The following is a 26830-nucleotide window of genomic DNA, read 5'->3' as shown; positions in this document are numbered from 1 at the left end:
ATGCTTTTAAATTGACAAATAAATAATCATACATAACACAACTATAAAATGAAATTAAATATCGCCCTTTTGGCAGGAGATGGAATCGGTCCGGAGGTAATTGACCAGGCCGTTAAAGTATCAAATGCTATCGCAAAGAAATTTAACCATGAAATTGTCTGGACATCGGCACTAACCGGCGCTGCCGCTATTGACGCGGTTGGCGAGCCTTATCCTGATGAAACCCATGAGGTTTGTATGGCTGCCGACGCTGTGTTGTTCGGTGCTATAGGTCACCCGCGTTTTGATAACGACCCGACCGCTAAAGTACGCCCGGAGCAAGGTTTATTGAAAATGCGAAAAAAACTAGGCCTGTTTGCCAACGTCCGCCCTACGTTCACTTTCCCATCGCTGATTGACAATTCGCCGTTAAAAAGAGAACGTATTGAAGGTACCGACCTGATCATCCTGCGCGAGCTGACCGGTGGTATCTATTTTGGCGAACGCGGCCGTAAAGACGATGGTAACACCGCTTTTGATACCTGCACTTATACTAAAGAAGAAGTTCAGCGTCTGGCTAAACTGGGCTTTGAAATGGCCTTGCAGCGTGGCAAAAAGTTGTGCTGTGTAGATAAAGCCAATGTATTGGAAACTTCACGCCTTTGGCGCCAAACCGTTCAGGATATGGAAAAAGATTATCCTGAAGTAACCGTGAGCTATGAGTTTGTTGACGCGGTTGCAATGCGCCTTGTACAATGGCCAAGCAGCTATGACGTAATCATCACCGAAAATTTATTTGGCGATATTTTGACCGATGAGGCCTCTGTTATTTCCGGCTCGATGGGATTAATGCCTTCATCGTCAATCGGCGTTCATACCTCATTATTTGAGCCCATACACGGCTCTTATCCGCAGGCAGCCGGTAAAGATATTGCAAATCCGTTAGCAACCGTTCTTTCGGCAGCTATGATGTTTGAGGATGCTTTTGGTTTGAAGGAAGAAGCAGAAGCTATCCGAACGGTAGTTAATAAATCATTAGCCGAAGGCATTGTAACTGAAGATTTGGCCGGCAAAAATAAAGCCTGCAAAACCAGCGAAGTTGGTGACTGGCTGGCGGCGAATTTGTAATGAATTCAATTGCCATGTCATTGAGGAGGAACGACGAAGCAATCGCACGCCACAAAGTTCGCTATTGCCACACTACGCTCGCAATGACATAATTTCATAACTTTGCATACAACGTAAAACCGTTATTTACAACAAATAACGGTTTTGCTTTTTAATACTGACGCCTATGAATGCTGAATTAGATTTCGAAACCGCCGCCCGCCGATTAGCAAACGTTGTAAAACATACCCCGTTGATTTACAATCCGCGGCTTTCAGAGAAATACGGTGCCGAGATTTACTTAAAGCGTGAAGACCTGCAGGTTGTCCGATCTTACAAATTGCGTGGCGCTTACAATATGATCAGCCAGCTTTCGGCCGATGAGTTGAGCCGCGGCGTGGTTTGCGCAAGCGCGGGTAACCATGCGCAAGGCGTTGCTTTTTCGTGCGATAAATTGGGGACCAGGGGCGTAATTTTTATGCCCGAGATCACTCCAAAACAAAAAGTGCAACAAACCGAAATGTTCGGCAATGGCAATGTCGAATTAGTTTTGGTAGGCGATACTTTTGACGATTGCTTAAAAGAGGCCCTGACCTATACCGAAAAGCACCAGATGACCTTTATCCCTCCTTTTGATAACTATAGTATCATTGAAGGCCAGGGTACGGTAGGTGTCGAAATCTACCAGGATCTGCCCGGTGCCGATGTGATAATCATGCCTATAGGTGGTGGCGGTTTAGCTGCCGGTGCAGGTACTTATCTCAAACAAAAGAATCAAAACATTAAGATACTTGGTGTTGAACCGTTGGGTGCACCGTCTATGCTTGAAGCCTTTAAACATGGCGGGCCGGTTACTTTACCAGAGATCAATCGCTTTGTAGACGGCGCGTCGGTAAAACGTGTCGGCAATTTAACCTATCAGCTTTGCGTGAATACCCTCGACGATGTAAAACTTGTAGCCGAAGGAAAAGTATGTACAACCATTCTCAAGCTTTACAATGAAGAAGCTATTGTAGTTGAGCCGGCCGGTGCCTTATCTGTTGCAGCCCTGGATGAATGCAAGGATCAGATCAAAGGCAAAAAAGTAGTTTGCGTAGTTAGCGGGGGTAACAATGACATTGCCCGCATGCAGGAGATCAAAGAGAAATCTTTATTATATGAAGGACTAAAACACTATTTCATTGTCCGGTTCCCGCAACGCCCGGGCGCTTTGAAACTGTTTGTCAATAATGTCCTCGGACCGCATGACGATATTACCCGTTTTGAATTCATCAAAAAAACCGAAAAAGAGCAAGGCCCGGCATTAGTGGGCATCGAGCTAGCTAATAAAGATGATTACGATGGCTTATTAAGACGATTTGAAGAACATCGCTTTGAGGTTATTGAGTTAAATAAAGAGCAAACTTTGTTTGAGTATTTGGTATAACCACTTTTTGTCATTGCGAGCGTAGCGTGGCAATCGCAAGAAGAAAAGTAAAGTTCGCGATTGCTTCGTCGTTCCACCACGCAATGACAAGTTCTTCAATCCTACGGCCCATTCAAACTGGGCAACTTCCGTTGATCAAGCGGCAGGGCTTTATACTTTTGATAGGAATCATTAATATAAACTGCCAGCGATGGTCCGGTATTACTCCTTACATAAGCATAGCTTGGGCGATACAGCGCCATAAAATTCTGTAGCTCTAAACCTTTTAACGGCACCAGGCTAGATACATACGAAGGGGTAAATACCCTGTCTACATATTTTTCGCGCTCCTCGTTGGTAAAAAACCTCCTCAGCCTGCGGGCATTGTGGCTTTCTCTCGAAAATATAGTACTTGGCGAAAGTATGTTGACCTTGGCTTTCCGGTACACGTCCGGGTACTCCTCGCGTGGGTTAAAGACTACCCTTGTGGCGTTGATGTTAACGCTACGCAAAACTATACCCATTTGCTTCAGCTGTATCTTTAGCGGCTTATTGTTGTCGACCACAAATAAGGTATCAGAAAGATATCCGGGCGAATCAAATACCAGCGTGTGTCCCTGGGCAGACCTGATTTCAAACTTTCCGTCTTTATCAACCAAAGTAATCTGCCTGTTATTAATGTCTTTGATAAAAACATTACTTAATTTTTGATTGGAACCCTCTTCGTAAACGGTACCTCTTACTGTTTGCGCTTTAACGGCTCCGGCAGTAAAAAGCAGTAATCCGATAAATCCGAAATAGCGTTTCATAAGTGCAATCATTATCAGGTTAAATTAAATCAATTATAATACCAATAGTTGGCATTACCATTTTATTTAATAAATAACTGATAAGCAAAAAACCCGGCTCAAGGCCGGGTTCTGTTATATTATTTTTTCCAAACGTTGTTGGATGGATTATAGTCTGGCAGTGTCGAATCAGGATTATAAGTTACTGATTCTATTTCTTCTGTCGACGGGTATCTGAAGGACCAGCTTACGTTACGCTCCCAGATCTCGCCGGTAAAGTTAACGCGCTCAGTTTTACCGCTAACGGTTTTGATCTCGAGAATAACCGGCATAGCCATTTTCTCCAGATTATCAATGGTGATGATGGAACCTTGTTTAGGATCGTTGTTGATATATTTCACATCACGAACAGCGACATCAAGGCGCCAGTTATTTTCATACCAACCCCTCCAGAACCATTGCAGACTTTCGCCAGAGGCATTTTCAATCGTCCGGAAGAAATCATCAGGCGACGGGTGTTTAAATGCCCAGCGGTTAATATAGGTTTTAAATGCAAAGTCAAAGCGCTCAGGGCCTAATATAATCTCGCGCAGCATAACCAAACCTGCACTTGGTTTGCTATAAAGCAATGTACCATTGTTGATCTCTTTCAAATTGTCAGGATTGCTCAGGATGGGCTCCAAACCAGGACGGGTCCATGATTTCCAATTGGCTACTAACCTTTCAGGAGTTGCCGGTTTGTAGAATTCACCGTTCAATGAATGCTGGGTTGACAGGGTATTAATGAACGTGTTAAAGCCTTCATCCATCCAGCCATATAAGCGCTCGTTCGAGCCGACGATCATCGGGAACCAGGTGTGACCAAACTCATGATCGGTTACACCCCAACCACCGTTTAAGCTACAAAATACTATGCCCGGATACTCCATACCCCCTGCTTTACCTGCAACGCTGGTAGCATTTGGATAAGGAAACTCATACCATTTTTTTGAATTGTATTCGAGCGATGCTTTAATAAACTCAGTGCTGCGGCTCCATTGACCTTTGCCCCCGGCCGCGCTGCTCTCAAACGGATAAGCCGAAATAGCCATACATTTTTTTCCGCTTGGCAGGTTGATCTTAGCTGCATCAACAATAAATGCTGACGAAGCACCCCATGATGCATCGCGGGCATTGGTGATCTTAAAGTGCCAGGTCAATTGTTTTTTTCCTGCGGGACGTGACGCAGGGCTGGTAACCTCGTCCGCAGTGCGAATCATTACCGTTTTATCGCTCTGCGCAGCTTGTGCCCATCTTTTCTGCTGTTCAGGGGTGTATACCTCTTTAGGGTTCATTAATTCGCCTGAGCAAACTACAATGTCTTTAGCAGGAGCGGTGATATTGATATCGAAGTCGCCATATTCTAAATAAAACTCGCTCTCGGCTGTATATGGTAAAGTGTTCCAGCCTTCCAGATCATCATACACGCACATACGTGGATACCATTGTGCCACCTGGAATATTTTTCCATTTTTAGATTGGTCCGTATTGATAATACCCATGCGGTCTGACCCGTAATCGGGCGAAATGAATGAGTATTCAATTTTCAGTTTCAACTTTCCTCCTTGCGCGGCAATCTGCGTAGGCAGGAAGATCTGCATACGGGTATCGTTGATCAGGTATTTAACATCAAGTGCATTGGTGCCTTTAGCCCCCTTAACATTACTCAATACTTTAACCGATTTGATTTTAAAACCAGCGTCAAATACCTGGCCTTGTCCCCAGTTACGGCTGCGTTGATTGCCATTAGCGTCAAGTGGAACCTGTGCAATACCGCGCGAGTCTTGTTTGAACAGGTTTTGGTCTAACTGCATCCAGATAAAACCCAGCCTTTGCGGGCTGTTATTGGTATATGTCAAAACCTCTGTACCAACAACCTCGTTGGCATCCTCATTCAACGTTGCGCTCAACTGGTAGTCGGCACGGTTTTGCCAATATTTGGCGCCGGGCTGGCCATCGGCAGCGCGCCATTCATTACCATTTTTGGTGAAGAAGTAAGGCTTGAAGGTGTCATGATAATCGTATTTGGTTGCCGGTGCATTGGGGTCTGCTACTTCAACTGCACGCCCTACACTTCGTTGTTGGCGCTGCCCGGTAGCGGGTGTGGTTTGGGCATTCGCAGTACCCAAAACGGCGCAGAAAGCCAGTGCTAAACCGGCAATAGTATTTAATTTCATCAGCTAAATTTGGTTTGAACAGTAAAAATATAAAAATAGGTTAGCAAATCATGTAAGAAAATTAATACACCCATCCATGGCAGAGCCGCGATGAATTGCATCTGTTGACAAACAGCAACGATAGATACGATGCGCGTCTCTGTATATTGTTATTTATTTTTTCTTAAAATGCGCTCTATAAACACTTTCTTCAAACCCAAAAAACAAGAAATCGCCATCCTCAATAACCGGGCGTTTAATCATGCTGGTTTTGTGTTGCAAAAGTAGCAGCGCGTCTTCGTTTGTTTTAATACTGTCTTTTGTCGGTTCGTCAAGCTGTTTCCAGGTAAGGCCCTGCTTGTTCATGAATTTTTCATATCCGGCTTTGCTGTCCCATTCCCGCAACTTTTCAGGGCTTATACCCAATTTTTTAAAATCGTGAAACTCGTACATCAGTTGGTTGTCCCTGAACCAGTCGAGCGCTTTTTTAACCGTATTGCAATTGGTAATGCCGTAAACTTTCATAAGTTAAATTATTGAATACATTTTATTAAAGTTAATTATCATTTCGACCAGCGCGAAAAACTATACACGCATACGAAAGAGTGCGTAGATTTCTCGTTATGCTCAAAATGACACACTTTTTTAATCTCTGTTACTTATTAAATTTAGTCATCGTCAACTCTGTCCCTATAGCAACAAAGCTTTTTATCATTTCAATAGAGCGGTCTATCAATGCAGGCAGCTCAAGCACTTCATCGTTATCAAACCCACTCAATACATAATCCACCTGGCGGCCTTTCGGGTAATTATCGCTTACCCCGAAACGCAGGCGTGCGTATTCATTATTACCTAATGTGGCCTCAATATGTTTTAATCCGTTATGCCCGGCTGCACTGCCTTTGGGTTTTAAGCGCAGGACCCCAAATGGCAGCGCGATATCGTCCACTAAAACCAGGACATTTTGTACAGGTATTTTAAGCTCCTTCATCCAGTGATTCAGTGCCTTTCCGCTCAGGTTCATGTAAGTAGTAGGTTTGATCAGATGCAGCGCACGGCCTTTGTGTGATATTTCGGTATAATAAGCCAGGCGCATATTGCTGAACTTAGCGCCTTCTTGTTTGGCCAATTCGTCCAAAATCATGAAGCCAATATTATGCCGTGTGTCGGCATACTCCGGACCAATGTTACCCAAACCTACTATCAGATATTTCATATTGTTATTAACCGCATTAACCGGCACAACCGGCTTTGGAGCCGACGCCGGCTTTTTAAAGAATTTACTAAAATAGGGCCGTATGGCCATGTCTTTCCTTATTAATATTGTTTGCGAATATAATCACTTCAAACAAAAACAGCGATGACAAATGCCATCGCTGTAATTATTGAAATCACTAAAATCGTGAAATCGTGTTATTATTTTTTACCGGCTTCTTGCTCTGCCTGACGTAATGCACGTGAAGTAGTTACAGATACGATAGTATCTTCTTTAGTATTCAGGATAGTCAGGTTAGGAAAGCTTAATTCGCCAACTTTAACTGATTTACCAACTTCTAAAGCTTCAATGCTTACATCGATAAAGTCTAAGTGATCTTTAGGTAAAGCTTTGATACGCAGTTTACGTAACTTCTGTACCAATTTACCACCCACTTTAACACCCGGCGAAGTACCTGTTAAACGTACAGGGATTTCGATAGTAACTGGTTTAGCCTGATCTAACAATAAGAAGTCTACGTGTAAGATCTGCTCAGTTAATGGATGAAACTGAAGGTCTTTAATAATAGCTTGTGATTTAACACCAGCAATGTCAAGGTCGATGAAGTGAACAACCGGAGTATATACTACGGCTTTCAAATCAGCTGCGGACACCGAAAAGTGGGTTTGTGTAGCACCACCGTAAAGCACTGCAGGTACCAAAGCCTGGTAACGCAGCTCTTTCGCGTCTCTTTTCCCTACGTTCTCTCTTGGAGAACCGCTAATAGCAATTGATTTCATTTTTAATTTATTTATTATTTGTTGTTAAGCCCGCTTCGCGCGGGATATTTTAAATCATTTCTGCCGCCGGCCTTCAGCCTTAAAGCCCTCCCTACCGGGGAGGGTTGACTGGGGCTTACTCCACCTTAAACAGCTGGCTTATTGAGCCATGCTCGTTTACGTTGATGATAGCCTTGGCAAATAACTCGCCTGTTGACAGTACGGTTATTTTAGGGCTCTGGCGTTTCAGCGGAATTGTATCAGTAACTATCAATTCTGCCAGTGCCGAGTTTTCAATAGTCTCATAAGCATCGCCCGATAAAACCGGGTGCGTACATACTGCTCTGACACTACGCGCACCACGCTCCATGATCAGGGCTGCTGCTTTAGCCAGTGTGCGGGCCGTATCGCAAATATCATCTATCAACACAATGTCCTGATCTGTTACGTCACCTATCAGGGTCATTGATTCAATTTCGTTGGCACGTTTGCGGCGTTTGTCGCAAATTACAACCTCGGCATTAAAGAACTTGGCAAAACCGCGGGCCCGGTATGATCCGCCCATATCAGGCGAAGCAATGGTGAGGTTTGGTAACGCCAGGCTTTTAATATAAGGTACAAAGATGATCGAACCATCCAGGTGATCAACCGGGATATCAAAAAACCCTTGTATCTGTGCCGCGTGCAAATCCATCGTCATGATGCGGTCAATACCTGCAGCAACCAATAAATTGGCAACCAGCTTTGCGCCTATAGCAACACGCGGTCTGTCTTTTCTGTCCTGCCTGGCCAAACCAAAGTATGGTATAACGGCATTTACATGATGAGCCGATGCGCGGCGTGCGGCATCTATCATCATTAACAACTCCATTAAATTATCAGTAGGTTGATGGGTTGATTGTACCAGGAAAACATCACAGCCTCGAACAGACTCATTAAAATGAGGCTGAAACTCGCCATCACTAAAGCGTGACAAGCCCGAGTCGCCCAACTCCTGGCCATAAGCATCGGCAATTTTTTGTGCCAGATCTTTTGATCCTGAACCTGCAAATAATTTAACCGTGTTAAATTGTAATGGCATCTTTTGCTGTTGGCTATAAAAAACAATTTCGGATTTGAATCCGATCCCGATAGCTATCGGGATAAAAATCCGAAATCCGAAATCACTAATTGTTGCCCGACCAGGATTCGAACCTAGACAAACGGTACCAAAAACCGTCGTACTACCATTATACTATCAGGCAATCCGCCTCTTTCGAAACCTGCGCCCCGAAAAGGAATGCAAATATAAGACGAAATTTCCAACTTCAAAATGGAAAAACAAAAAAAAGCCACTCTCTAACCCTTCATCAAACATAGTATCTGAAAATCAGGGAGAAAAAAGCCATTTAACCTCCGCTCCGATCAACCCAGATGTTAAAATATGCTAAAACGCTTTGTTCGCATAACAACATCGCTTAGTTTTATTATTTTCGGACCTTATTTACACCAAAGCGATTATATTCTTCTGAGATGAAATATAACAAAATCAACAACCTGTTTGGCTGGCTGGCCTTTATCATTGCGTCAGTAACCTATATTTTAACCCTTGAGCAGTCTGCAAGTTTTTGGGATTGCGGCGAGTTCATTGCCTGTATTTACCGCCTTCAGGTGGCTCACCAACCGGGTGCGCCGCTGTTCACCATGATAGGTAAAGCATTTTCGCTCTTATCCATGGGCAATGTTACCAAAGTAGCTTACTGGACCAACATGGCCTCGGCCCTGGCCAGCGGCGCTACCATTATGTTCCTTTTCTGGACCATCACTGCGCTGGCTAAAAAGATACTGGTTAAAAAAACTGAAGACCTGCACCTTGCCAACATCATCCTGATCGTCGGTTCAGGTTTGGTAGGGGCGCTGGCCTATGCCTTTTCTGATACTTTCTGGTTCTCGGCTGTCGAATCGGAAGTTTACGCACAATCATCGCTATGTACCGCAGTTGTATTTTGGGCGATATTGAAATGGGATGCCCATGCCGACGAACCAAATGCTAACCGCTGGATAGTTTTTATAGCTTATATCATGGGTTTATCTATAGGTATTCACCTTTTAAACTTATTGGTTATACCGGCCATTGCTTTGGTTATTTACTTCCGTAAGGCACAAAACATTAGCACCTGGGGTACCATTAAAGCATTTTTAGCAGGTGTGGTTGCCGTAGCCGCGGTATTATGGGGTATTATTCAATACACCGTAAAAGGCGCCGCCTATTCTGATTTGTTTTTTGTAAATACGCTGGGTATGGGCTTTGGCAGCGGCGCCATAGTGTTCTTCCTGCTACTTTTTGCAACTATTATTTTTGGTATTATTTATACGTTTAAACCGGCAAAGAATACCATCATAGCGGCGTCTATTTGTTTTGTACTGATGCTTGGCCTAAGCGCCGGCATTATTGGTTTTATAGCTGCGGTAGCTATAGCAGCTATGCTGGAGTATGGCGTTAAGATACGCGAGAAACGCTTTGCATTGAATAGCTTCCTGGTTTGTACTGCTTTTATACTGTTTGGATACAGCTCGTTTGTGATGATCGTCATTCGCGCTAAAGCAGGCACTAACTTAAATAACAGCAATCCGCAGGATGCATTCTCACTAAACGGCTACCTTAACCGCGACCAGTATGGTGAGACGCCTTTGTTATACGGCAACTTTTTCGACGCCAAACCGGTAGATCAAACCGAGGGCAGCAACATTTACCGAAAGGGCGAAACCAAGTATGAGATTGCAGGTAAGAAAACAAACACTATTTACGACCACAATACCATTTTTCCGCGCATGTTTAGCCAAAAGCCGGGCCATGATCAGTTTTACCGCGAATGGGAACACCTGGGCCCTAATGAAAGCCCTACGTTTGCCAATAACCTGTCGTTCTTCCTGTCATGGCAGGTTAACCAAATGTATACCCGCTATTTTTTGTGGAACTTTGTGGGCCGCGCCAATGAAATGGATGGCCAGATAAAAGGCATTGACGGCGACTGGATAAGTGGCGTAAACTTCAAAAAGCCACTACCTTACTCGGTAACCAAAAGTAAATCATACAATCGTTTATATTTTTTACCACTGATCTTAGGATTATTGGGTGTCTACTTCCATTTTAAAAAGAACCAGCGCGATGCAGGTGTAGTTGCCGTATTGTTCTTCTTTACCGGCATAGCTATCCTGCTCTATCTTAACCAGGACCCAATACAGCCGCGCGAACGTGACTATGCTTATGCAGGTTCGTTTTACGCCTTTGCTATTTGGATAGGCCTGGCTGTAGCCTGCATTGCCGACTTGCTGAGCAAGAAAGAAAAAGCAATAAACGCGGCTATCCTGTCAACCGTGGTTTGCTTAAGTGTCGGGCCGATATTAATGGCCAACCAGGAATGGGACGACCACGACCGTTCGACCAAAATGACCCCGCATGATATGGCTTATAACTACCTTAACTCATGTGCTAAGAATGCCATTCTGTTTACCTACGGTGATAATGATACGTATCCGCTTTGGTATATCCAGGAAGTTGAAGGCGTGCGTCCGGATGTGCGCATTGTGAACCTTAGTTTGTTGGGTACTGATTGGTATATCAAGCAAATGACCCAAAAAATGAATGAGTCAGCACCCTTACCGCTTTCCATGCCTTACAGTAAATACAAGCTCGGCACCCGCGACGTAGTTTATTATAACGATGCTAAAATTCCGGGATCACTGGAGTTAAAGGACGTGTTTGATTTCATCACTTCAGATAATAAGGATGCGATGGTACAGTTAGAAGATGGGTCGTCGACTAATTATCTTCCTACAAAAAACTTTAAATTAACGGTAAACCCTGACCAGGTTATACAGACAGGCACCCTGCCTGCCGATCAGAAAGATAAAATTGCCACCGAACTCGACTTTACATATGGAGGTAATATGATATTTAAAGACAACCTGGCCATGATGGATATCATCGCCCATAATAACTGGAAACGCCCTATTTATTTCACGGTAACAGCTCCGCCGGATAATATGCTGGGCTTAACCAAGTATATGTATAACGAGGGCTTTGCCTATCGCCTGTTACCTTTAAAGCCTGACACTACCATGAACCGCGATGTGGCAGCAACCGGTACAATAGAGAGCACTAACAGCTTAGTGATGTATAATAACATCATGAACAAGTTTAAGTGGGGCAATTTTAAAACTGCCAGTTACCTGGATCATGAGTCATTAACGCAATTTATGCCGCTGATTGCCCGGGTTACCTTAAACCTGACTGACAATCTGGTAAAAGAGGGACACCCCGACCTGGCTAAAAACCTGCTGAATAAATATAATGACGTAATGCCGGATGGTATCCCCGTACAGGAAATTGCAGCACGTAAATACTATATGGCTACGACAGCCTACAAATTAGGCCAGACTGCCCTTGGCGACAAAATTGTAAAACAATTGGAAGACCACCTGACCAACTCGTTAGATTATAATTATACACTGATGAAGGACAATAACCTGACCAATCAAAACGAAGTACAGTTTGGCATCTCGCTGCTTAACGGATTGGTGGGCATAACCAAAGATAACGGGCGCCAGTCGTTAAGCAATACTTATAAAGTAAAACTGGATAATTATATCAAAAAATTTAATATAAACATGCAAAACTAAGCTTGCATGTTACCAACAAAAAAGGGTGCTATATTGATATAGCACCCTTTTTCTTTTCTTTAATGTCTGTATAATTATTGTTCGCCGCCTTCAAGCACCACGCCCATCGAGCAAAATTTGTCTATACGCTCTGCAACCAGTTCATTAACGTCGCGTTCTTTAAGTACTTTCAGATCTTTAAGTAATTGTTTCTTTAAGATTGCGGCCATAGCCACAGGATCCTGATGTGCGCCGCCAAGCGGTTCCTTAATAACGCCATCAATTAGTTTATTTTTATACATCTCGGTCGATGTTAATTTCAACATTTCTGCAGCGCGCTCTTTTTGCTCCCAGGTTTTAAACAGGATGGTCGAGCAGTTTTCGGGAGATATTACCGAATACCATGAATTATCCAGCATCATAACTTTATCACCAATACCAATACCCAACGCGCCGCCGCTCGCACCCTCGCCTATCACTACACATATTACCGGTACTTTCAGCACAGCCATTTCGAGCAAATTACGGGCAATGGCTTCGCCTTGTCCGCGCTCCTCAGCTTCCAGACCAGGATATGCTCCCGGGGTGTCAATTAAGGTCACAACGGGTTTGCCAAATTTTTCGGCCAGTTTCATCAACCTTAAAGCTTTGCGGTAACCTTCGGGGTTGGCCATACCAAAATTGCGGTACTGGCGTTCCTTGGTATTACGGCCTTTCTGATGGCCAATAAACATTACTGTTTCGTCATTTAAAGTTCCGAAACCACCTACAATGGCTTTGTCATCGCCAACAGTACGGTCGCCATGCAATTCAATAAAATCATCGCACATCAGCTCTAAATACTGTAAGGTATATGGCCTTTCAGGGTGGCGCGATATCTGTACTTTTTGCCAGCCGGTAAGGTTGCTGTATATTTCTTTTTTGGTAGCTTCAAATTTGCTTTCAAGCTCGGCCACGGTTGCAGACATATCTAATTTATTCTTTTCCTCAACCTGCTTTACCTTTTCTATCTGGGTCATCAGCTCTGCAAGAGGTTTTTCAAAATCGAAAGTAATTTTCATCTCTATTAATTGTTTTTTAACGGCATGAAGCTATCATGATCAATATCTGCAGCCGCTTTGCCGGCTGGAGATCATGACGATTTCATATCTTGAAATAATGAGGGCGCTAAATTAAATAAATCAAATGGCAAATTTGTCATTTACGTTTTTCTAAGCTCTCGTACTTTTTCATTTGCTGTTGCGATAACAGGTTACGTGTTGATAAACAGGCTTGTAGAAAAGCATTTTTTAATTCACCCTGGTATAAGCCATAACGGTTGGTATAAAAAATAAGATTGCCGTCCTGTACCTTGTTATAGCGGAACATGCTATCCAGCATATGTTCTGTATCAATAATTGAGCCGCCAATTTGCAATCTGCGGCGATGCAGGTAGTCTTTAGCTTCCGTCAGTTTTTTAACCTGAATAGGGCTCAGGTCAAGCTCATACTTATATTTCAACACCTTTTCCGGTAGCGGATAATGGTTCATCTCGGCCACGCGGGCCATATCTTCATTGGCTTCGCCTTTTAATAAAGCCTGGTATTGCTGGTAAGTTAAAGTACGGACGGGCGAACGTTTGCCGGTGTCGGCTGCAGATTGGGCATAGGTAGTCGTTGCCAGTAGTATCGGCAAAAAAGCAACTATTTTTTTACTCATAAGGTACCTGATTTATCAGGGTAAACAGCATTTTTACCATAAAGTTCATTTATTTTGATAATTTCCAATTGTTATGGATGCCGTTAAAGAAGTTATATCCTTGCTTAAAGAAAAAGCAGATGCCAAACACCACGCTGGTTTGAAGCGCTTTGGCATTGCTAATGAAAAGGCTTTGGGCGTAAAAATTCCCGAAGTCAGAAAAATAGCAAAACTTATTAAAAGAGACCATGACCTGGCCCAGGCGCTATGGGATACGGATATTCATGAAGCCCGCATACTGGCCTCCATGATAGACGACCCTAAGCTGGTCACCGCTCAACAAATTGACAACTGGACCAAAGATTTTACCACCTGGGACGTATGCGACCAGGTGTGCGGCAACCTGTTTGACCGTACGCCGCATGTAGTTGACAAGGCCATTGAATTTAGCGCCCATGGAGAAGAATTCGTTAAACGCACAGGCTTTGTACTGATGGCCGAATATTCCATCCATGGCAAAAAAGCTGCGGATGATACTTTCATCAGCTTCTTCCCTATTATTGAGCGCGAAGCATGGGACGACCGCAATTTCGTGAAGAAGGCAGTAAACTGGGCCCTGCGGCAAATTGGCAAACGTAATGCAACTTTGCGCCCGTTAGCTATCCAATGTGCCGGGCGCATTTTATTGCAGGACAGTAAGGCGGCAAAATGGATTGCAGGTGACGCTTTGAGGGAGTTATCAGCCCCTCCTAAACCCTACCCGGCAGGGAAATAATGATATAAAAGGCTGCCCTACCAGGGCAGATTTAAAGGGTGCTCATAAGGTGCCGAAAAAAAAGTCTCCCCAACCCGGGGAGATTTAGAGGGGCTTATATATATTTGCCGCTATTATGAGTAATACTACCGGTGATCTGTTTAAAAACGTTATAGCCCATGCCAAAGAGTATGGCTTTGTTTTCCCGTCAAGCGAGATTTATGATGGATTAAGCGCCGTTTATGATTACGGCCAGTATGGTGCCGAACTGAAAAACAATCTCAAAACTTATTGGTGGAAAGCAATGGTACAGTTGCATGACAACATCGTCGGTATCGACTCGGCTATCTTCATGCACCCAAAGATCTGGAAAGCCAGCGGCCACGTTGATGGTTTTAGCGACCCGATGATCGACAACAAAGATTCAAAAAAACGCTACCGCGCCGACCAGCTACTGGAAGATAAAATAGCCCGCTACGATCAGGATGGAAAAACTGATAAAGCCGAAGCCTTGCAACTGGCTATGGACAACGCACTGAAAGCTGAAGACTTGCCGCGCCTGCGCGAATTGATTATAGAACATGAAATTGCCTGCCCTGTAAGCGGTACCCGCAACTGGACCGAAGTACGTCAGTTTAACCTGATGTTCAGCACCCAAATGGGCGCTGTAGCCGATGAGGCCGATGTGGTATACTTACGTCCTGAAACAGCACAGGGTATATTTGTAAATTACCTGAATGTGCAAAAATCAGGCAGGATGAAGATTCCTTTTGGTATAGCGCAGATTGGTAAAGCTTTCCGGAACGAGGTTATTGCCCGCCAGTTTATTATCCGTATGCGCGAGTTTGAACAAATGGAGATGCAATTCTTTGTCCGCCCCGGTACGCAGAAGGATTGGTTTGACAAATGGAAAGAAACACGCTTAAAATGGCACCTGGCTTTAGGTACAAATCCTGCCAAATACCGCTATCACGAACACACCAAACTGGCACATTATGCCGACGCGGCTTATGATATTGAGTTTAAATTTCCATTCGGCTTTAAAGAGGTTGAAGGTATCCACAGCCGTACTGATTTTGATTTGAGCCAGCATCAGCAATTCTCGGGCAAGAAAATGCAATATTTTGACCCGGAAATAGACCCCGCTACAGAAAAGCCTTACGGCAACTATATTCCTTACGTTATTGAGACGTCAATCGGCCTGGATCGTATGTTCCTGCTGACTTTGATCAACGCTTACGAACAGGAGGACCTGAGCACCGAAGAAAAGCAAGATAGCCGTACCGTATTACGCCTGCACCCTGCCCTTGCGCCGGTCAAGGCCGCCATTTTCCCGTTAATAAAAAAAGACGGCCTGCCCGAAAAAGCACGTGAGATCATGGACAAATTGAAATTGGACTTTAACCTGCAGTACGAAGAAAAGGATGCCATTGGCAAACGCTATCGCCGTCAGGATGCTATTGGTACGCCATTTTGTATTACTGTAGATCATCAGACTTTAGAAGATAATACCGTTACCATCCGTCATCGCGACAGCATGAAACAAGAGCGCGTTGCGGCCGATGATCTGGACAGAATTATTGGCGACCTGGTAAGCTGGAAAAATTTATTAAAATAGGCAACACTTTTTTAACTGACACGTACAAAGAAGCCTGATTAAGCAATTAATCAGGCTTTTTTTGTTACTCTAAGAGTTTACTATTTTTTTAAGAATATTTATACTTTTACTTTATTAACTATTGATACCATAAACTTGCGTAAATATTTCTTATTACTTATCATCTTTAACTTATACAACTTCAAGTTATCTGCCAGGCAACAAGATCTTCATATTGATAGCTTGAAAAAACTGATTGTATCTACCCTCCGAAAAGGTTCGGGCAAAGCGGACACACTCACCATCAAACAAATCGATAAGCTTGCATCATATTATTATCACTTAAATCCCGACAGCACCTTATATTACGGTCTGCTTGAAATCAGCCTTTCAAAAAAAACGGGGTATGTGTTAGGCCTTGCCGATGGCGCGTCGCAAATAGCTTTGGTGAACAGTTTCAGAGGTAATTATGATGAATCAGCCAACAGATATAATGCAGCGCTCAAATTATATCAGCAGCTTCATAACAATAAAGGCATCGGCGAAAGTTATAAGGGGCTGGGGCGTATTCAAGATTTCCTGGGGAATTATGATGCCGCCATTGATCTTTACAAAAAGGCGCTTGCTTACTGTCTAAAAACACCCGATGAGACCGATGATGGGGAATGTTACAACCGCCTTGGTGTCACATATGATAATAAAGGCGATTTCTCGGAAGCGCTTGATTACTATTTCAAAGCCCTGCTAATCGATATCAAACATAACGATCAAAACGCAGCGGCTACCAAGTACAGCAATATCGGCGTTATTATGCAGGAATTGGAACTTTATCCTAAAGCCCTGACTTATTACAATCGTGCGCTGGCCATTTGGGAAAAACTGGGTGATCAGCAAGGGATCAGTACAGTTTGTCAGGACATCGGCGATTTATATATAAGCCAAAAAGATTATAAACATGCCATAAGCTATATCAACCGCGCCTACTCTATATTTAAGCGATTAAATGATACCGACGGGTTGTCGTTTGTCTACTATGACCTGGGTTTGTACAATTACTATATCAAACACCCGGATGTCGCTGTACGGTACCTTGAAATGTCTTTAAAGTTGGCAGAGCAAAACAAGACCAGGTATGTTAAAGCTTATGCCTTCGTGGGGTTGGCAATGGTATACAGTTGGGATAAAAATTATCAGCAGGCTTACAATTATGCTATACAGGCCAAAGCAATCGGTAGTGAGCTTAATAGCCTCATTGTAGAGACTGATGCTTCGCTGCAAATCAGCACTGCGCTAGCCGGGCTGAAACGATTTGAGGAGGCTTACCACGAACATGAAGTTTACACACGCTTAAAAAGTGAGTTACAACACAGCGAAAGCATACATAAAGCCATGTTTTACAATCTTGAAGTGGATTTTGCAAAGAAACAAAGCGAGTTAGTAGATCGTCAACATAAAAAAGAAGAGGATTATAGAAAACGTATAGCCAATCAGAGTAAGGAAAATTTGATATCTGCAATTATTATCGTGGTGTTGGCAATAATTGTATCGGTTTATTATAATGCTAAGCGTAAGCAGCAACATATTAATCAGCTATTAGGCGAAAAGAACAACGAAATTATCCGGCAACAGGAAGACCTTAATACTCAAGCTACTAAACTTAATGAGCTCAATAGCTTGAAAGATCGGTTAATAGGCGTGCTTGCGCATGACCTGCGTGCCCCCATAAGTACACTGCGTGGCCTGTTTGGGCTAATGACTGACGAAAACCTAACGGGCGACGAGTTTGTTAAAATGACACCTAAAGTATTTACCAAACTGGAAAACACATCTGATTTTCTGGATACCCTTTTGTTCTGGATAAACAGCCAGGTTGATGGCACCAAAAACAAGACTGTCAGCTTTTCGTTTGCCGATTTGGTAAGCCGCGAACTGAAGCATTTGGAAGATAAACTGCAACAAAAAAATTTGAGCATCCAGCAAAACATATCACCCGATGCCATAGCCCTGGCCGACCCAAGCTCGGTGCGCATTGTAATTCATAACTTTTTAACCAATGCTATAAAGTTCTCTAAACGCGATGGCGTAATCGAAGTATCGGCCCGGGTTGAAAATGAAGAACTGAATTTCTGCCTCAAAGATCACGGCATAGGCATGAGCGCCGAGTACCTGAACACCCTGTTTAAGAGCCATGTAAATAGTTCGGCAGGCACCGAGAACGAGTCAGGCACCGGCATGGGTCTGCTGTTCTGTAAAGATCTGATTGAAAAACAAAAAGGCAAAATCTGGGCCGAGAGTGTGTTGGGCACAGGCACCAAACTATGTTTTACCTTACCTTTAGGCAATAAGACAATTTAAATTCCAAGCACCTGTTTTAGTTTGACGTAACCGGTTTTACTCACCGGTATTTTAGCGCCCGATTTTAAGATAGCCAGGTGACTATCTTTCTCGTATGGGTCAATACGGGTTATCTCCTGCACGCTTACAATATAGCTGCGGTGTACGCGTACAAACTGACGTGCGTCAAGCGTTTGCTCGAAAAAGCCCATGGTTTTATTTTTTAGAAACGCACCTTCAGGGGTGATAATGCTTACATAGTCGTCGTCGGCTTGCAGGTACTGCACATCAGCAACCGGGATGATCTTAACCTTAGTGCCGGTTTTAACTACGATACGCTCATGCTGCGCCGGCGAGAGTGCGGCTGTCTCTAACAATTCCTCTTTTTTTATAGCAGCAGTTACAGGGGCTTGTGCCAAAAATTTCTCGACGGCTTTATTGAAACGCTCTTTACTGAAAGGCTTTAACAGGTAATCGGTGGCGTGGGCCTCGAAGGCTTTAATAGCATATTCATCAAACGCCGTAGTAAATATTACCGCAGGTTGCTCATCAACCAATTCCAGCATCTCAAAGCCATTTATTTTGGGCATTTGCACGTCCAGGAATATCAGATCAGGCTGATGCTGCTGAATGGCCTTCAGACCTTCAAAACCATCGCCGCACTCTTGCAGAACTTCTATTTGCGGATATTCCAACAAATATTCTCTTACAACCATGCGGGCCAGCGGCTCATCGTCAATAAGTATAGCTCTTATCATTTACTGCGGAATTTTAATAATGGTTGTAAATATATTATCATTTGTGTGAGTTTCCATCAAATCGTTACGGGCATACAGCAAATACAGACGACGCTGCACGCCGCTTAATCCAAAACCGGTTCCCTGGCGCGGGCGCGATGTTTTGGGGTCATATGGGTTTTGAACAATTAGTTCCAGATAGTTGCCTTCCAGTTCGGCACGAATGCTGACCACAACCTCTTCTGTGGTATCGTACAAACCAAATTTGATGGCGTTTTCAACTAAGGGCTGCAATAACATGGCGGGCATAACACACTCGCCACATTGTTCGTCGCAGCTTATTTCTGTTTTAAGGCGATGCCCGAAACGAACCTTTTCAATCTCCAGATACAGGTTCAGATGTTGCAGCTCTTCAGTTAAACTAACCTGCAACTGATCATCTTTTTTTAAGGTTCCCCGCAAAAAATCTGATAGTTGGTGTATCATTTTACGGGCCTGATCAGGCTTAAAGCCAATAAGCGCGTTGATAGAGTTTAAACTGTTAAACAAAAAGTGCGGTTGTAATTGCTGGCGCAGGTTATACAATTCGGCTTCGCGGGCCAGTTGTTCGGCCTCGGCTTTGCGTCTTTCGTTTTCCTTCTGGTCAATTTGCGAATACCAGATCATACTGATCATGGCCATCCAGCCTATCGCCAAAAACGCCGTAAAAAAACGTATAACCAGCGACTGTGACATAAAGTTAGCATATATCGCTCCACCGTTTATAAAGGGTAAAATATAACGGCAGCCGGCGGTTGCAGCAGCAGCCAGAGCGACTATCCAAATCAGGATGTTGGCATAACTACCCTTGCCAGGCTGATAATAGCGCAGGTTATTGTTAATGAGCCAACAAGCCGCGGCCAATAAAACAGAGCTTACCAAGCTATCGGTTAAAGCTGTAAACCACTCAAAACCGAAGCTATGAATTATGTAAGCCTGCAAACCTGCCCAGGCAAGCCCGCAAGCTATAAACGCTAAACGCAGTTTTTGAAAAGTAAGTGATTGTGTTACAGCCAAAACGTTGTGTTTATAAGTTAGGTTGATACAATTAATAACTGCGGACATCTACGCCGGCAAATATAGATACACCGGTTAGTACCAGCACCTTCTCGCTATCTAACGGGGCATTGGTTCTGATGCGCTTATCGTCGACGCCGGCAAATACGGCGGCCATATTTGATACCACCATCCAATGCGATGGTACAATGATCTTGGTGCCACCAAATATTTGGGTAACATCAATATAAACCCTGCCTTTGATATCGGCCTGGGTAAAATCCAGCTCGGTACCGCCCATCACGTTCACGATCTCGCCGCCTTGAAAGTTCTTGGAAAATATCACCTTTTTATTGCTGCCGAAAACAGATATTGATTCCAGATGCTCGTCGCCGGTATAGTTAGTTCCGGTTGAGCTGCCTGAGGTGGGACCTGTGTTTGGAGGGGTTTGAGTATCAGCAGCTTCGTCTTTTACAGTATAGTCAACCACAGGCTCGGCCGGGCCGGAGTTACCATAGTTGTAATTATAATTGTAGTTGTATTTACCTTGCTTCCATTTTTTTTTCCACTCGTTTTTATCCCAGTAATTGTGGTTTTTACGGCGTAATATTAAATATACGCCGAACCCGATCATGGCAGCCGGCCAAAAGAAATCGCTTACATCAAAATGCGGAAAAATATCGTCCAGCAAAAAAGCAAAACCAATAACCGTCACAATAACCCATGAAAGATTGCTGAAATTATTTTTGGCGCCGATGTATAAGCCTATTACTACCAACAACATCGGGAAGCTGAATAGCCAGCCGGGCAAACCAAATAAGCCGAATTGTTTAAAAAGCAGGATTGCGCCTACTACCAGCAAAATAATGCCGGCTAATGCCTTGCCGTTATTTGGGGCGACAGGCTGATTTATGTCATTTATATCGTTGTTCATTTTTCTTAGTTTTAATCTTACTACAAAAGTAAAGCACTAATATAGTCAGCCAAAACTAAAACTGGCGACTGGTGGTCAAGAACTCGGTGAATGTGGCGATTTTGTCGGTTAAAAAGTTGGGATGGGATAGTTATAATAAAATATAATTTCGAGCAAAGGGAGAAATCTATACACAGGTACTCTAAGCGGTGTATAGATCTCTCCCTATAGTTCGAGATTACAAAGTGATAGGAATATTTCAGCTGGTGAACTTATACCTCAGGTTCCTGCTGGCTCAGACAGTGGAAACTGCCCAATCCCCAGATAATATCGGTCGAATCGATACCAATAACCTTACGGTCGGGGAAACAGCTTTGCAATATTTGTAAAGCTTTATCGTCGTTACCGCAACGGTAAGTTGGAACGACAACTGCCGCATTGCCGATATAAAAGTTAGCGTATGATGCCGGCAGCCGCTGATCTTCATATACAACCGCATCAGGCATCGGCAACTCGACTATATTGAGTTGTTTGCCATTTAGCAGACGCATGGTTTTCAGGGTGTCGAGGTTTTCTTTCAGGAGATGATAATTATCGTCGTTTTTATTTTCTTCAACTACGGTAACTACAGTGTCGTCATTCACAAAACGGGTGATGTCATCTATATGGCCGTCGGTATCATCGCCTACAATGCCGTCGCCTAACCATAAAATTTGCGCGGCACCATAATAATTGTATAGGTATTCTTCTATTTGCTGTTGATTCAGGTGCGGGTTGCGGTTCGGGTTCAGCAAACAAGCGGTAGTGGTGAGTATAGTGCCTTTCCCGTTAAAATCAACCGACCCGCCTTCCATCACAATGCCCGGATGATAAACTTCCAATCCATAATGTTTAGCAATTTTTGTTGGGATGACATCGTCCAGATCAAACGGCGGATACTTCCCGCCCCAGGCGTTATAGCCCCAATCGACAATGGCTTTTTCTTTGGTAGCCTCATTTATCAAAAACGCCGGACCATGGTCGCGACACCAGGCATCGTTAGTACCAAACTCAAAGAATTCTATTTTATGCAGATCGGCACCCACCTGTCCTAGTTGCTCTTTGGCAAAAGCGGCCATAGGCTCATCTTTCACTATAATGCGCACCAGTTCGCCGGCTGTTAAAGCCTTAATGAACTGGCAGTATTGCGGGTAAATGGTCAGGAGCTTGCCAGGCCATGATTCTTCTTTATGAGGCCAGCTCAGCCAGGTAGCTTTGTGTTTGGTCCACTCAGCGGGGAATGAAAATCCTTTTTGTTTTGGAAAGTCCATGATGCTATACTTTAAAAGCGGCATTGCGAGGAAAGTAGTAATCTCTACACGATAGGCTACGATGCCTTAATAGTTCAGAGATTACTACTTTCCTCGCAATGACGGCTTTATTATTTTATGACTAAATTATTCCTCGTCTAACAATCTTTTAGTAATTGGCTGATACGAGTCAATACGTCTGTCGCGCAAAAATGGCCAGTGCGTACGGTAATAGTCTGTTTTGTTCAGATCCAGCTCTTGTACAATGACTTCCTCCTGATCATGCGTAGTTTGATGGATAACGGTCCCGAACGGATTGGCAAAGAATGATCCGCCCCAAAACTTAACACCCGCTTCTTCGCCTACACGATTAACACTAACCACGTGCACACCATTAGCCACCGCATGCGAGCGCTGGATGGTTTGCCAGGCGTTGTATTGCTCAATGTTGGTAGTTTCGTCCTGCGTTGTGGCCCAGCCTATGGCGGTTGGATAGAATAATATTTCGGCTCCCATTAATGCAGTGATGCGGGCTGCTTCAGGATACCACTGATCCCAGCAGATCAATACTCCGATGGTTGCAAATTTGGTTTTGAAAACCTTGTAGCCCAGGTCGCCCGGGGTGAAGTAGAATTTTTCATAAAAACCCGGATCGTCAGGGATGTGCATTTTACGATATTTACCCAGGTAAGCACCATCGGCATCAATAACGGCTGTAGTGTTATGATAAAGGCCTTGTGCACGTTTCTCAAATAAAGATGCTATGATCACTACACCAAGTTCCGCGGCAACTTTTGACAGCTCATCAGTTGAAGGACCGGGGATAGCCTCGGCCAGTAAAAAATTATCATGATCTTCAACATCACAAAAATAAAGCGACGTAAAAAGCTCCTGCAAACAAACTATCTGCGCCCCTTTGGCGGCGGCATCTTTTATGCGTGCAATGGCTTTCTGTAAATTTTCGTGCTTGTTGGCAGTGCAGCTCATTTGCACTATGCCTACCTGTACTTTACTCATCCTGTATATTTTCTGCAAAAGTAGTTTTTTTAGAGATTAGTTAATTAAACATTAGAGATTAGTTGGCCATTATAAGGTCACCGGTTTCTAATATTATGCTTAAAGCGGATAGTGAGTTGTGCGTTTTATTACATAAAACCCCATTCAACTCACTATTCACCGTTCACCATTCGCTATTCAACTAATCTCTAAAAAAGTTACCTTTGCAGCCAATGACAGAAATTGAAGAAGTAGTCGACGAAGGCACCGAGCATAAAACCTGGAAGGGCAAGCTCTGGAGCGTAGTTAAGATCATATTAATCATTGCAGTAACCGGCGGGCTGTTGTATTACGTATTCAGTAAGGTACCGTTCGTTAAAATAAAATACCGTCTGTTACATGCCGACCGCCGTTGGCTGGCAGCGGCTATTTCATGCTACGTCGGCTCGATGTTGTTTTCGTCATGGCGGTTGTTGAGCTTTTTCAAATCGATAGGCTTAAAACTCGACTGGCGCTTTAACCTGCGTTTATACTTTTTAGGCTTGTGCTACAATGTGTTATTGCCCGGTGGTATTGGTGGCGACGGCTATAAAATTTACTTGCTTCACAAACGTTATAACCTGCCTACCAAAAAGGTTTTCTGGGCTATATTGTTCGACCGCCTGAGTGGGTTTTGGGCCATTGGCGCTATTGTGGTGGGATTGATTATTCTGATACCCAATTTCCCTTACCATTTGGCTTATCCGCTAACAATAGTTTTAATAGGCTCAGTAATCTATTATATCGTTGCCCGCAAGTTTTTCAGAGATTATACCCACAAGTTTTTTACAGCGCATGCCAAGGCTATCGGCGTACAGAGTATGCAGTTGCTGTGTATCGTGTGCCTGCTGATGGCGCAAGATTTTAACGGTAAGTTTGCGCCGTACCTGCTATCATTCTTATTTTCATCGTTAGCGGCAGTAATACCGTTCAGTTTAGGCGGTGGTGGCATCAGGGATGCATTGTTTTTAACACTGGCGCGCGAGTTTAATTTAACGGAGGACATGGCCGTTTACCTGAGCTTTGGGTTTTACCTGATCTCTATCATTGTCGCTCTGTTTGGTGTTTATTATGTGCTGCGCCCTAAACGTTTAGAAGAAGGCCTTCATGGCATTAATGAAGATCAGCAAGAATAAAAACTATGAATATTATTGTAACTGGGGCCAGCAGCGGCGTAGGATTTGAAGCGGTAATCGAACTGATATCTTCCGGAAAACATAAAGTAATAGCCCTGGCCCGCTCGCAGGATAAACTGGAACGCCTGGCCCAGATAGCGCTCGACTTAAATCCGGACGGCATCATTTATCCTATCGCATTTGATATTGTGCATGACCATTATGATGGCCTGCAGCAATTTATTAACAGCCATTTTAATGGCAAGGTGGATGTGCTGATCAACAACGCCGGCGCATTAATTAACAAACCTTTTATGGAACTTGGCGAAAGTGACTTTGTAGAAATGCTGCAAAGTAACTTTATAGGTCATGTACGTATTATACAAAGCATGCAAGAGTTTATGCCGGCCGGATCGCATATATTAAACATAGGCAGCATGGGTGGTTTTCAGGGCAGCGCAAAATTTCCGGGATTGTCGGCTTACTCAGCGAGTAAGGCCGCATTGCACACGCTAACTGAATGTTTGGCCCAGGAGTTCGCAGAAAAAGAGATCAAAGTAAATTGCCTGGCCTTAGGCTCGGCACAAACCGAGATGCTGGAAAAAGCTTTCCCGGGTTATCAGTCGCCGGTTATGGCTTTTGAAATGGGTAAATATATAGCCGATTTTGCGTTAACCGGTCATAAGTTTTTTAATGGCAAGGTATTGCCGGTGGCTACAGTGACGCCGTAATGGGGTAATTATTGCAACGGGAAAAGATAACTCGTATCTTCATAGAGCACATTGATAACCAAACCTTATGACTTTATCTTTATATAGCATTAAAAAGCTTATTCTCTTTAGCTTTATTTGCTTCGGGTTAGCCAACCCAAAAAATAAACATCCATTTGATCAGGTCAGCTTTTAATTCACCGATATTCTCGGTAAGTTCATATTTGGCAGTTGCTAAATCATTCTTGACGATTGACAAATTGGCTTTCATCATTACGAAATCACGCTTTGCAGTAATATTTCCTAATTCGTTTACCCTCCTACTTTTTTAACATCATCATTATAATAGCGATGATGCCAGCAAATTGGCCAACCCAGAAAATGAACATCCATTTAATAGTTTCCGCCTTGATCTCAGCCATTTCCTTGCGGATGTTAGCTACATCTTCTCTGGTTGCTAATGTCTGAATACTGTTCTCCACTGCTCGTTCGGTTTTGTTATCGATGTATTTAAACATGGCCTCGGTAGTGTCGTTACCCAATTTGTCTGATAACAACTGATACAACCGGGCGGTTTCTTTTGCTTCTAAGTACATAACAAATATAGTGATAAGGTTTAGATATGTGATAAGGTTAGGTTGTTGATAATAAAGGTTTAGGGTCGGATATTTTATTATTTAATTGCGATTACTTGTCTTTAAAAATTCATTCACTACAATTTCTGAGGTATATTTTTTATTACCGTCCTTGTCTACATAGCTGCGATTATTCAGGCGGCCCTCGATGGCAATCTCATCGCCTTTTTTAAGCAGGTCGCCGGCTATTTGAGCCTGTGCGCCCCATATCACAAGGTTATGCCATTGGGTATCGGTAATCTTCTCCCCTTTTTCGTTTTTGTAGGTCTCGCTGGTGGCTAATGATAATTTAGCCAGCTTTTTATTACTGTCGAAAACTTTTACTTCGGGATCCAGGCCCAGGTTACCAACCAGGCGTACACTGTTTCTTAATGAGTTCATGATTTTAATTTTTATGGTTTATACTTTATTTCTGTTTGATGAAGCAAAGGTGCAGCACGACGAAAAAATTAGTCGGATATTAATTGCTTATAAACGACAATATCCGTTTGCAAACGGTTGCAAGCGGATATTATATTGACTACCTTAGCTTTATGGAAACGGAAAAAGTATGCCTGGATTGCGGGAACCCCATACATGGGCGTGCCGATAAAAAGTTTTGTAACGACCTGTGCCGCAATAATTATAACAACAAACTAAATAGTAACAGTTATAATATAGTGCGTAATATTAACAACATCCTGAAGCGTAACCGGCGCATTTTAGAAGAACTAAACCCCGCCGGAAAAACCAAAACCACCAAAGCAAAAATGGCCGCCAGGGGTTTCGACTTTAAATACCTCACCAATAAATATGACACCCAAAACGGCAAGACCTACCATTTCTGTTATGAGTACGGCTATTTGCCTTTAGACGGTGATGAAGTTTTACTGGTAAAACGCGAAGAGAAGGTGGAATAGTTTATCATACA

General features: G+C 43.5%; 25 protein-coding genes and 1 tRNA gene. 9 read left to right on the top strand and 17 right to left on the bottom strand.

The window, feature by feature from the left end; genetic code table 11:
• Nucleotides 1-48: 48 nt before the first annotated feature.
• Both leuB and ilvA read left to right on the top strand, forming a co-directional pair.
• Nucleotides 49-1107 (top strand): 3-isopropylmalate dehydrogenase, encoded by a 1059-nt coding sequence (gene leuB / locus ABD772_RS07610; protein ID WP_345102419.1) that lies wholly within the window; start codon nt 49-51, stop codon nt 1105-1107.
• 166 nt (nt 1108-1273) lie between these two features.
• A complete protein-coding gene (gene ilvA, locus ABD772_RS07605) occupies nt 1274-2512 on the top strand; it encodes a threonine ammonia-lyase IlvA (RefSeq protein WP_345102417.1) in 1239 nt (412 codons plus the stop codon).
• Nucleotides 2513-2613: 101 nt separating this feature from the next.
• Here the strand turns inward: ilvA and ABD772_RS07600 are convergent, their stop codons facing one another.
• From ABD772_RS07600 to ABD772_RS07570, 7 genes are all read right to left on the bottom strand, one after another.
• On the bottom strand, nt 2614-3300 hold the full coding sequence (locus ABD772_RS07600; RefSeq protein WP_345102415.1) for a peptidase associated/transthyretin-like domain-containing protein: 687 nt from the start codon (nt 3298-3300) through the stop codon (nt 2614-2616).
• Nucleotides 3301-3419: 119 nt separating this feature from the next.
• Nucleotides 3420-5495, bottom strand: a complete 2076-nt coding sequence (locus ABD772_RS07595) for a M1 family metallopeptidase (protein ID WP_345102413.1) — start codon at nt 5493-5495, stop codon at nt 3420-3422.
• A gap of 153 nt (nt 5496-5648) precedes the next feature.
• On the bottom strand, nt 5649-5999 hold the full coding sequence (locus ABD772_RS07590; RefSeq protein ID WP_345102411.1) for a Spx/MgsR family RNA polymerase-binding regulatory protein: 351 nt from the start codon (nt 5997-5999) through the stop codon (nt 5649-5651).
• A 130-nt stretch (nt 6000-6129) separates the two neighbouring features.
• Nucleotides 6130-6690, bottom strand: coding sequence for an aminoacyl-tRNA hydrolase (gene pth / locus ABD772_RS07585; RefSeq protein ID WP_345102504.1), 561 nt, complete (start codon nt 6688-6690; stop codon nt 6130-6132).
• Between the two features lie 200 nt (nt 6691-6890).
• Nucleotides 6891-7469, bottom strand: coding sequence for a 50S ribosomal protein L25/general stress protein Ctc (locus tag ABD772_RS07580; RefSeq protein WP_345102409.1), 579 nt, complete (start codon nt 7467-7469; stop codon nt 6891-6893).
• Between the two features lie 115 nt (nt 7470-7584).
• Complete coding sequence (locus ABD772_RS07575; protein ID WP_345102407.1) at nt 7585-8529, bottom strand: ribose-phosphate pyrophosphokinase; 945 nt, start codon at nt 8527-8529, stop codon at nt 7585-7587.
• A 92-nt stretch (nt 8530-8621) separates the two neighbouring features.
• A tRNA-Gln gene (locus tag ABD772_RS07570) sits at nt 8622-8692 on the bottom strand.
• A 268-nt stretch (nt 8693-8960) separates the two neighbouring features.
• Between ABD772_RS07570 and ABD772_RS07565 the strand changes: the two genes are divergently transcribed.
• The gene (locus ABD772_RS07565; protein ID WP_345102405.1) at nt 8961-12110 is read left to right on the top strand and encodes a glycosyltransferase family 117 protein; all 3150 of its coding nucleotides are present in this window, start codon (nt 8961-8963) and stop codon (nt 12108-12110) included.
• A gap of 74 nt (nt 12111-12184) precedes the next feature.
• On the opposite strand, the gene ABD772_RS07560 is transcribed toward ABD772_RS07565, so the two are convergent.
• Nucleotides 12185-13150 (bottom strand): acetyl-CoA carboxylase carboxyltransferase subunit alpha, encoded by a 966-nt coding sequence (locus ABD772_RS07560; protein WP_345102403.1) that lies wholly within the window; start codon nt 13148-13150, stop codon nt 12185-12187.
• A 136-nt stretch (nt 13151-13286) separates the two neighbouring features.
• The gene (locus ABD772_RS07555; protein WP_345102401.1) at nt 13287-13787 is read right to left on the bottom strand and encodes a hypothetical protein; all 501 of its coding nucleotides are present in this window, start codon (nt 13785-13787) and stop codon (nt 13287-13289) included.
• A 73-nt stretch (nt 13788-13860) separates the two neighbouring features.
• Here ABD772_RS07555 and ABD772_RS07550 point away from each other — a divergent pair, with 73 nt between their 5' ends.
• The 3 genes from ABD772_RS07550 (at nt 13861) to ABD772_RS07540 (ending at nt 18472) form a co-directional block, all read left to right on the top strand.
• Nucleotides 13861-14541: a DNA alkylation repair protein gene (locus ABD772_RS07550; protein ID WP_345102399.1), complete on the top strand. Its 681-nt coding sequence runs from the start codon at nt 13861-13863 to the stop codon at nt 14539-14541.
• Between the two features lie 115 nt (nt 14542-14656).
• On the top strand, nt 14657-16138 hold the full coding sequence (locus ABD772_RS07545) for a glycine--tRNA ligase (protein ID WP_345102397.1): 1482 nt from the start codon (nt 14657-14659) through the stop codon (nt 16136-16138).
• Between the two features lie 222 nt (nt 16139-16360).
• Nucleotides 16361-18472 (top strand): tetratricopeptide repeat-containing sensor histidine kinase, encoded by a 2112-nt coding sequence (locus tag ABD772_RS07540; protein WP_345102395.1) that lies wholly within the window; start codon nt 16361-16363, stop codon nt 18470-18472.
• Here the strand turns inward: ABD772_RS07540 and ABD772_RS07535 are convergent.
• From ABD772_RS07535 to ABD772_RS07515, 5 genes are all read right to left on the bottom strand, one after another.
• Nucleotides 18469-19209 (bottom strand): LytR/AlgR family response regulator transcription factor, encoded by a 741-nt coding sequence (locus ABD772_RS07535; RefSeq protein WP_345102393.1) that lies wholly within the window; start codon nt 19207-19209, stop codon nt 18469-18471. The two genes, ABD772_RS07540 and ABD772_RS07535, sit on opposite strands and share 4 nt — an antisense overlap.
• Nucleotides 19210-20244, bottom strand: coding sequence for a sensor histidine kinase (locus tag ABD772_RS07530; protein ID WP_345102391.1), 1035 nt, complete (start codon nt 20242-20244; stop codon nt 19210-19212). It lies immediately after the preceding gene.
• 31 nt (nt 20245-20275) lie between these two features.
• Entirely contained in the window at nt 20276-21157 is an 882-nt protein-coding gene (locus ABD772_RS07525; RefSeq protein WP_345102389.1) for a LiaF transmembrane domain-containing protein, read from the bottom strand.
• 251 nt (nt 21158-21408) lie between these two features.
• Complete coding sequence (locus tag ABD772_RS07520) at nt 21409-22446, bottom strand: agmatine deiminase family protein (protein WP_345102387.1); 1038 nt, start codon at nt 22444-22446, stop codon at nt 21409-21411.
• A 126-nt stretch (nt 22447-22572) separates the two neighbouring features.
• The gene (locus ABD772_RS07515; protein ID WP_345102385.1) at nt 22573-23442 is read right to left on the bottom strand and encodes a carbon-nitrogen hydrolase; all 870 of its coding nucleotides are present in this window, start codon (nt 23440-23442) and stop codon (nt 22573-22575) included.
• Between the two features lie 212 nt (nt 23443-23654).
• On the opposite strand from ABD772_RS07515, the gene ABD772_RS07510 reads away from it, so the two are divergent.
• Nucleotides 23655-24596 (top strand): lysylphosphatidylglycerol synthase transmembrane domain-containing protein, encoded by a 942-nt coding sequence (locus ABD772_RS07510; protein ID WP_345102383.1) that lies wholly within the window; start codon nt 23655-23657, stop codon nt 24594-24596.
• A gap of 5 nt (nt 24597-24601) precedes the next feature.
• Nucleotides 24602-25306: an SDR family NAD(P)-dependent oxidoreductase gene (locus ABD772_RS07505; RefSeq protein WP_345102381.1), complete on the top strand. Its 705-nt coding sequence runs from the start codon at nt 24602-24604 to the stop codon at nt 25304-25306.
• A 127-nt stretch (nt 25307-25433) separates the two neighbouring features.
• Here the strand turns inward: ABD772_RS07505 and ABD772_RS07500 are convergent, their stop codons facing one another.
• The 3 genes from ABD772_RS07500 to ABD772_RS07490 form a co-directional block, all read right to left on the bottom strand.
• Nucleotides 25434-25559, bottom strand: a complete 126-nt coding sequence (locus tag ABD772_RS07500) for a hypothetical protein (protein WP_345102379.1) — start codon at nt 25557-25559, stop codon at nt 25434-25436.
• 46 nt (nt 25560-25605) lie between these two features.
• The gene (locus tag ABD772_RS07495) at nt 25606-25881 is read right to left on the bottom strand and encodes a hypothetical protein (protein WP_345102377.1); all 276 of its coding nucleotides are present in this window, start codon (nt 25879-25881) and stop codon (nt 25606-25608) included.
• Between the two features lie 81 nt (nt 25882-25962).
• Complete coding sequence (locus tag ABD772_RS07490) at nt 25963-26301, bottom strand: single-stranded DNA-binding protein (protein WP_345102375.1); 339 nt, start codon at nt 26299-26301, stop codon at nt 25963-25965.
• Nucleotides 26302-26453: 152 nt separating this feature from the next.
• On the opposite strand from ABD772_RS07490, the gene ABD772_RS07485 reads away from it, so the two are divergent.
• Nucleotides 26454-26819, top strand: a complete 366-nt coding sequence (locus tag ABD772_RS07485; RefSeq protein ID WP_345102373.1) for a hypothetical protein — start codon at nt 26454-26456, stop codon at nt 26817-26819.
• The last annotated feature ends 11 nt before the right edge of the window (nt 26820-26830 follow it).

This window comes from Mucilaginibacter panaciglaebae (assembly GCF_039539265.1).
Taxonomy (GTDB): domain Bacteria; phylum Bacteroidota; class Bacteroidia; order Sphingobacteriales; family Sphingobacteriaceae; genus Mucilaginibacter; species Mucilaginibacter panaciglaebae.
The sequence above is the reverse complement of the archived record's forward strand: the minus strand, read 5'-3'. Positions and strand labels throughout refer to the sequence as shown.

Coding starts and splice junctions, on each gene's coding strand:
- leuB (WP_345102419.1), top strand. CDS start 49: ATGAAATTAAATATCGCCCTTTTGGCAGGAGATGGAATCGGTCCGGAG.
- ilvA (WP_345102417.1), top strand. CDS start 1,274: ATGAATGCTGAATTAGATTTCGAAACCGCCGCCCGCCGATTAGCAAAC.
- ABD772_RS07600 (WP_345102415.1), bottom strand. CDS start 3,300: ATGAAACGCTATTTCGGATTTATCGGATTACTGCTTTTTACTGCCGGA.
- ABD772_RS07595 (WP_345102413.1), bottom strand. CDS start 5,495: ATGAAATTAAATACTATTGCCGGTTTAGCACTGGCTTTCTGCGCCGTT.
- ABD772_RS07590 (WP_345102411.1), bottom strand. CDS start 5,999: ATGAAAGTTTACGGCATTACCAATTGCAATACGGTTAAAAAAGCGCTC.
- pth (WP_345102504.1), bottom strand. CDS start 6,690: ATGAAATATCTGATAGTAGGTTTGGGTAACATTGGTCCGGAGTATGCC.
- ABD772_RS07580 (WP_345102409.1), bottom strand. CDS start 7,469: ATGAAATCAATTGCTATTAGCGGTTCTCCAAGAGAGAACGTAGGGAAA.
- ABD772_RS07575 (WP_345102407.1), bottom strand. CDS start 8,529: ATGCCATTACAATTTAACACGGTTAAATTATTTGCAGGTTCAGGATCA.
- ABD772_RS07565 (WP_345102405.1), top strand. CDS start 8,961: ATGAAATATAACAAAATCAACAACCTGTTTGGCTGGCTGGCCTTTATC.
- ABD772_RS07560 (WP_345102403.1), bottom strand. CDS start 13,150: ATGAAAATTACTTTCGATTTTGAAAAACCTCTTGCAGAGCTGATGACC.
- ABD772_RS07555 (WP_345102401.1), bottom strand. CDS start 13,787: ATGAGTAAAAAAATAGTTGCTTTTTTGCCGATACTACTGGCAACGACT.
- ABD772_RS07550 (WP_345102399.1), top strand. CDS start 13,861: ATGGATGCCGTTAAAGAAGTTATATCCTTGCTTAAAGAAAAAGCAGAT.
- ABD772_RS07545 (WP_345102397.1), top strand. CDS start 14,657: ATGAGTAATACTACCGGTGATCTGTTTAAAAACGTTATAGCCCATGCC.
- ABD772_RS07535 (WP_345102393.1), bottom strand. CDS start 19,209: ATGATAAGAGCTATACTTATTGACGATGAGCCGCTGGCCCGCATGGTT.
- ABD772_RS07525 (WP_345102389.1), bottom strand. CDS start 21,157: ATGAACAACGATATAAATGACATAAATCAGCCTGTCGCCCCAAATAAC.
- ABD772_RS07520 (WP_345102387.1), bottom strand. CDS start 22,446: ATGGACTTTCCAAAACAAAAAGGATTTTCATTCCCCGCTGAGTGGACC.
- ABD772_RS07515 (WP_345102385.1), bottom strand. CDS start 23,442: ATGAGTAAAGTACAGGTAGGCATAGTGCAAATGAGCTGCACTGCCAAC.
- ABD772_RS07510 (WP_345102383.1), top strand. CDS start 23,655: ATGACAGAAATTGAAGAAGTAGTCGACGAAGGCACCGAGCATAAAACC.
- ABD772_RS07505 (WP_345102381.1), top strand. CDS start 24,602: ATGAATATTATTGTAACTGGGGCCAGCAGCGGCGTAGGATTTGAAGCG.
- ABD772_RS07500 (WP_345102379.1), bottom strand. CDS start 25,559: ATGATGAAAGCCAATTTGTCAATCGTCAAGAATGATTTAGCAACTGCC.
- ABD772_RS07495 (WP_345102377.1), bottom strand. CDS start 25,881: ATGTACTTAGAAGCAAAAGAAACCGCCCGGTTGTATCAGTTGTTATCA.
- ABD772_RS07490 (WP_345102375.1), bottom strand. CDS start 26,301: ATGAACTCATTAAGAAACAGTGTACGCCTGGTTGGTAACCTGGGCCTG.
- ABD772_RS07485 (WP_345102373.1), top strand. CDS start 26,454: ATGGAAACGGAAAAAGTATGCCTGGATTGCGGGAACCCCATACATGGG.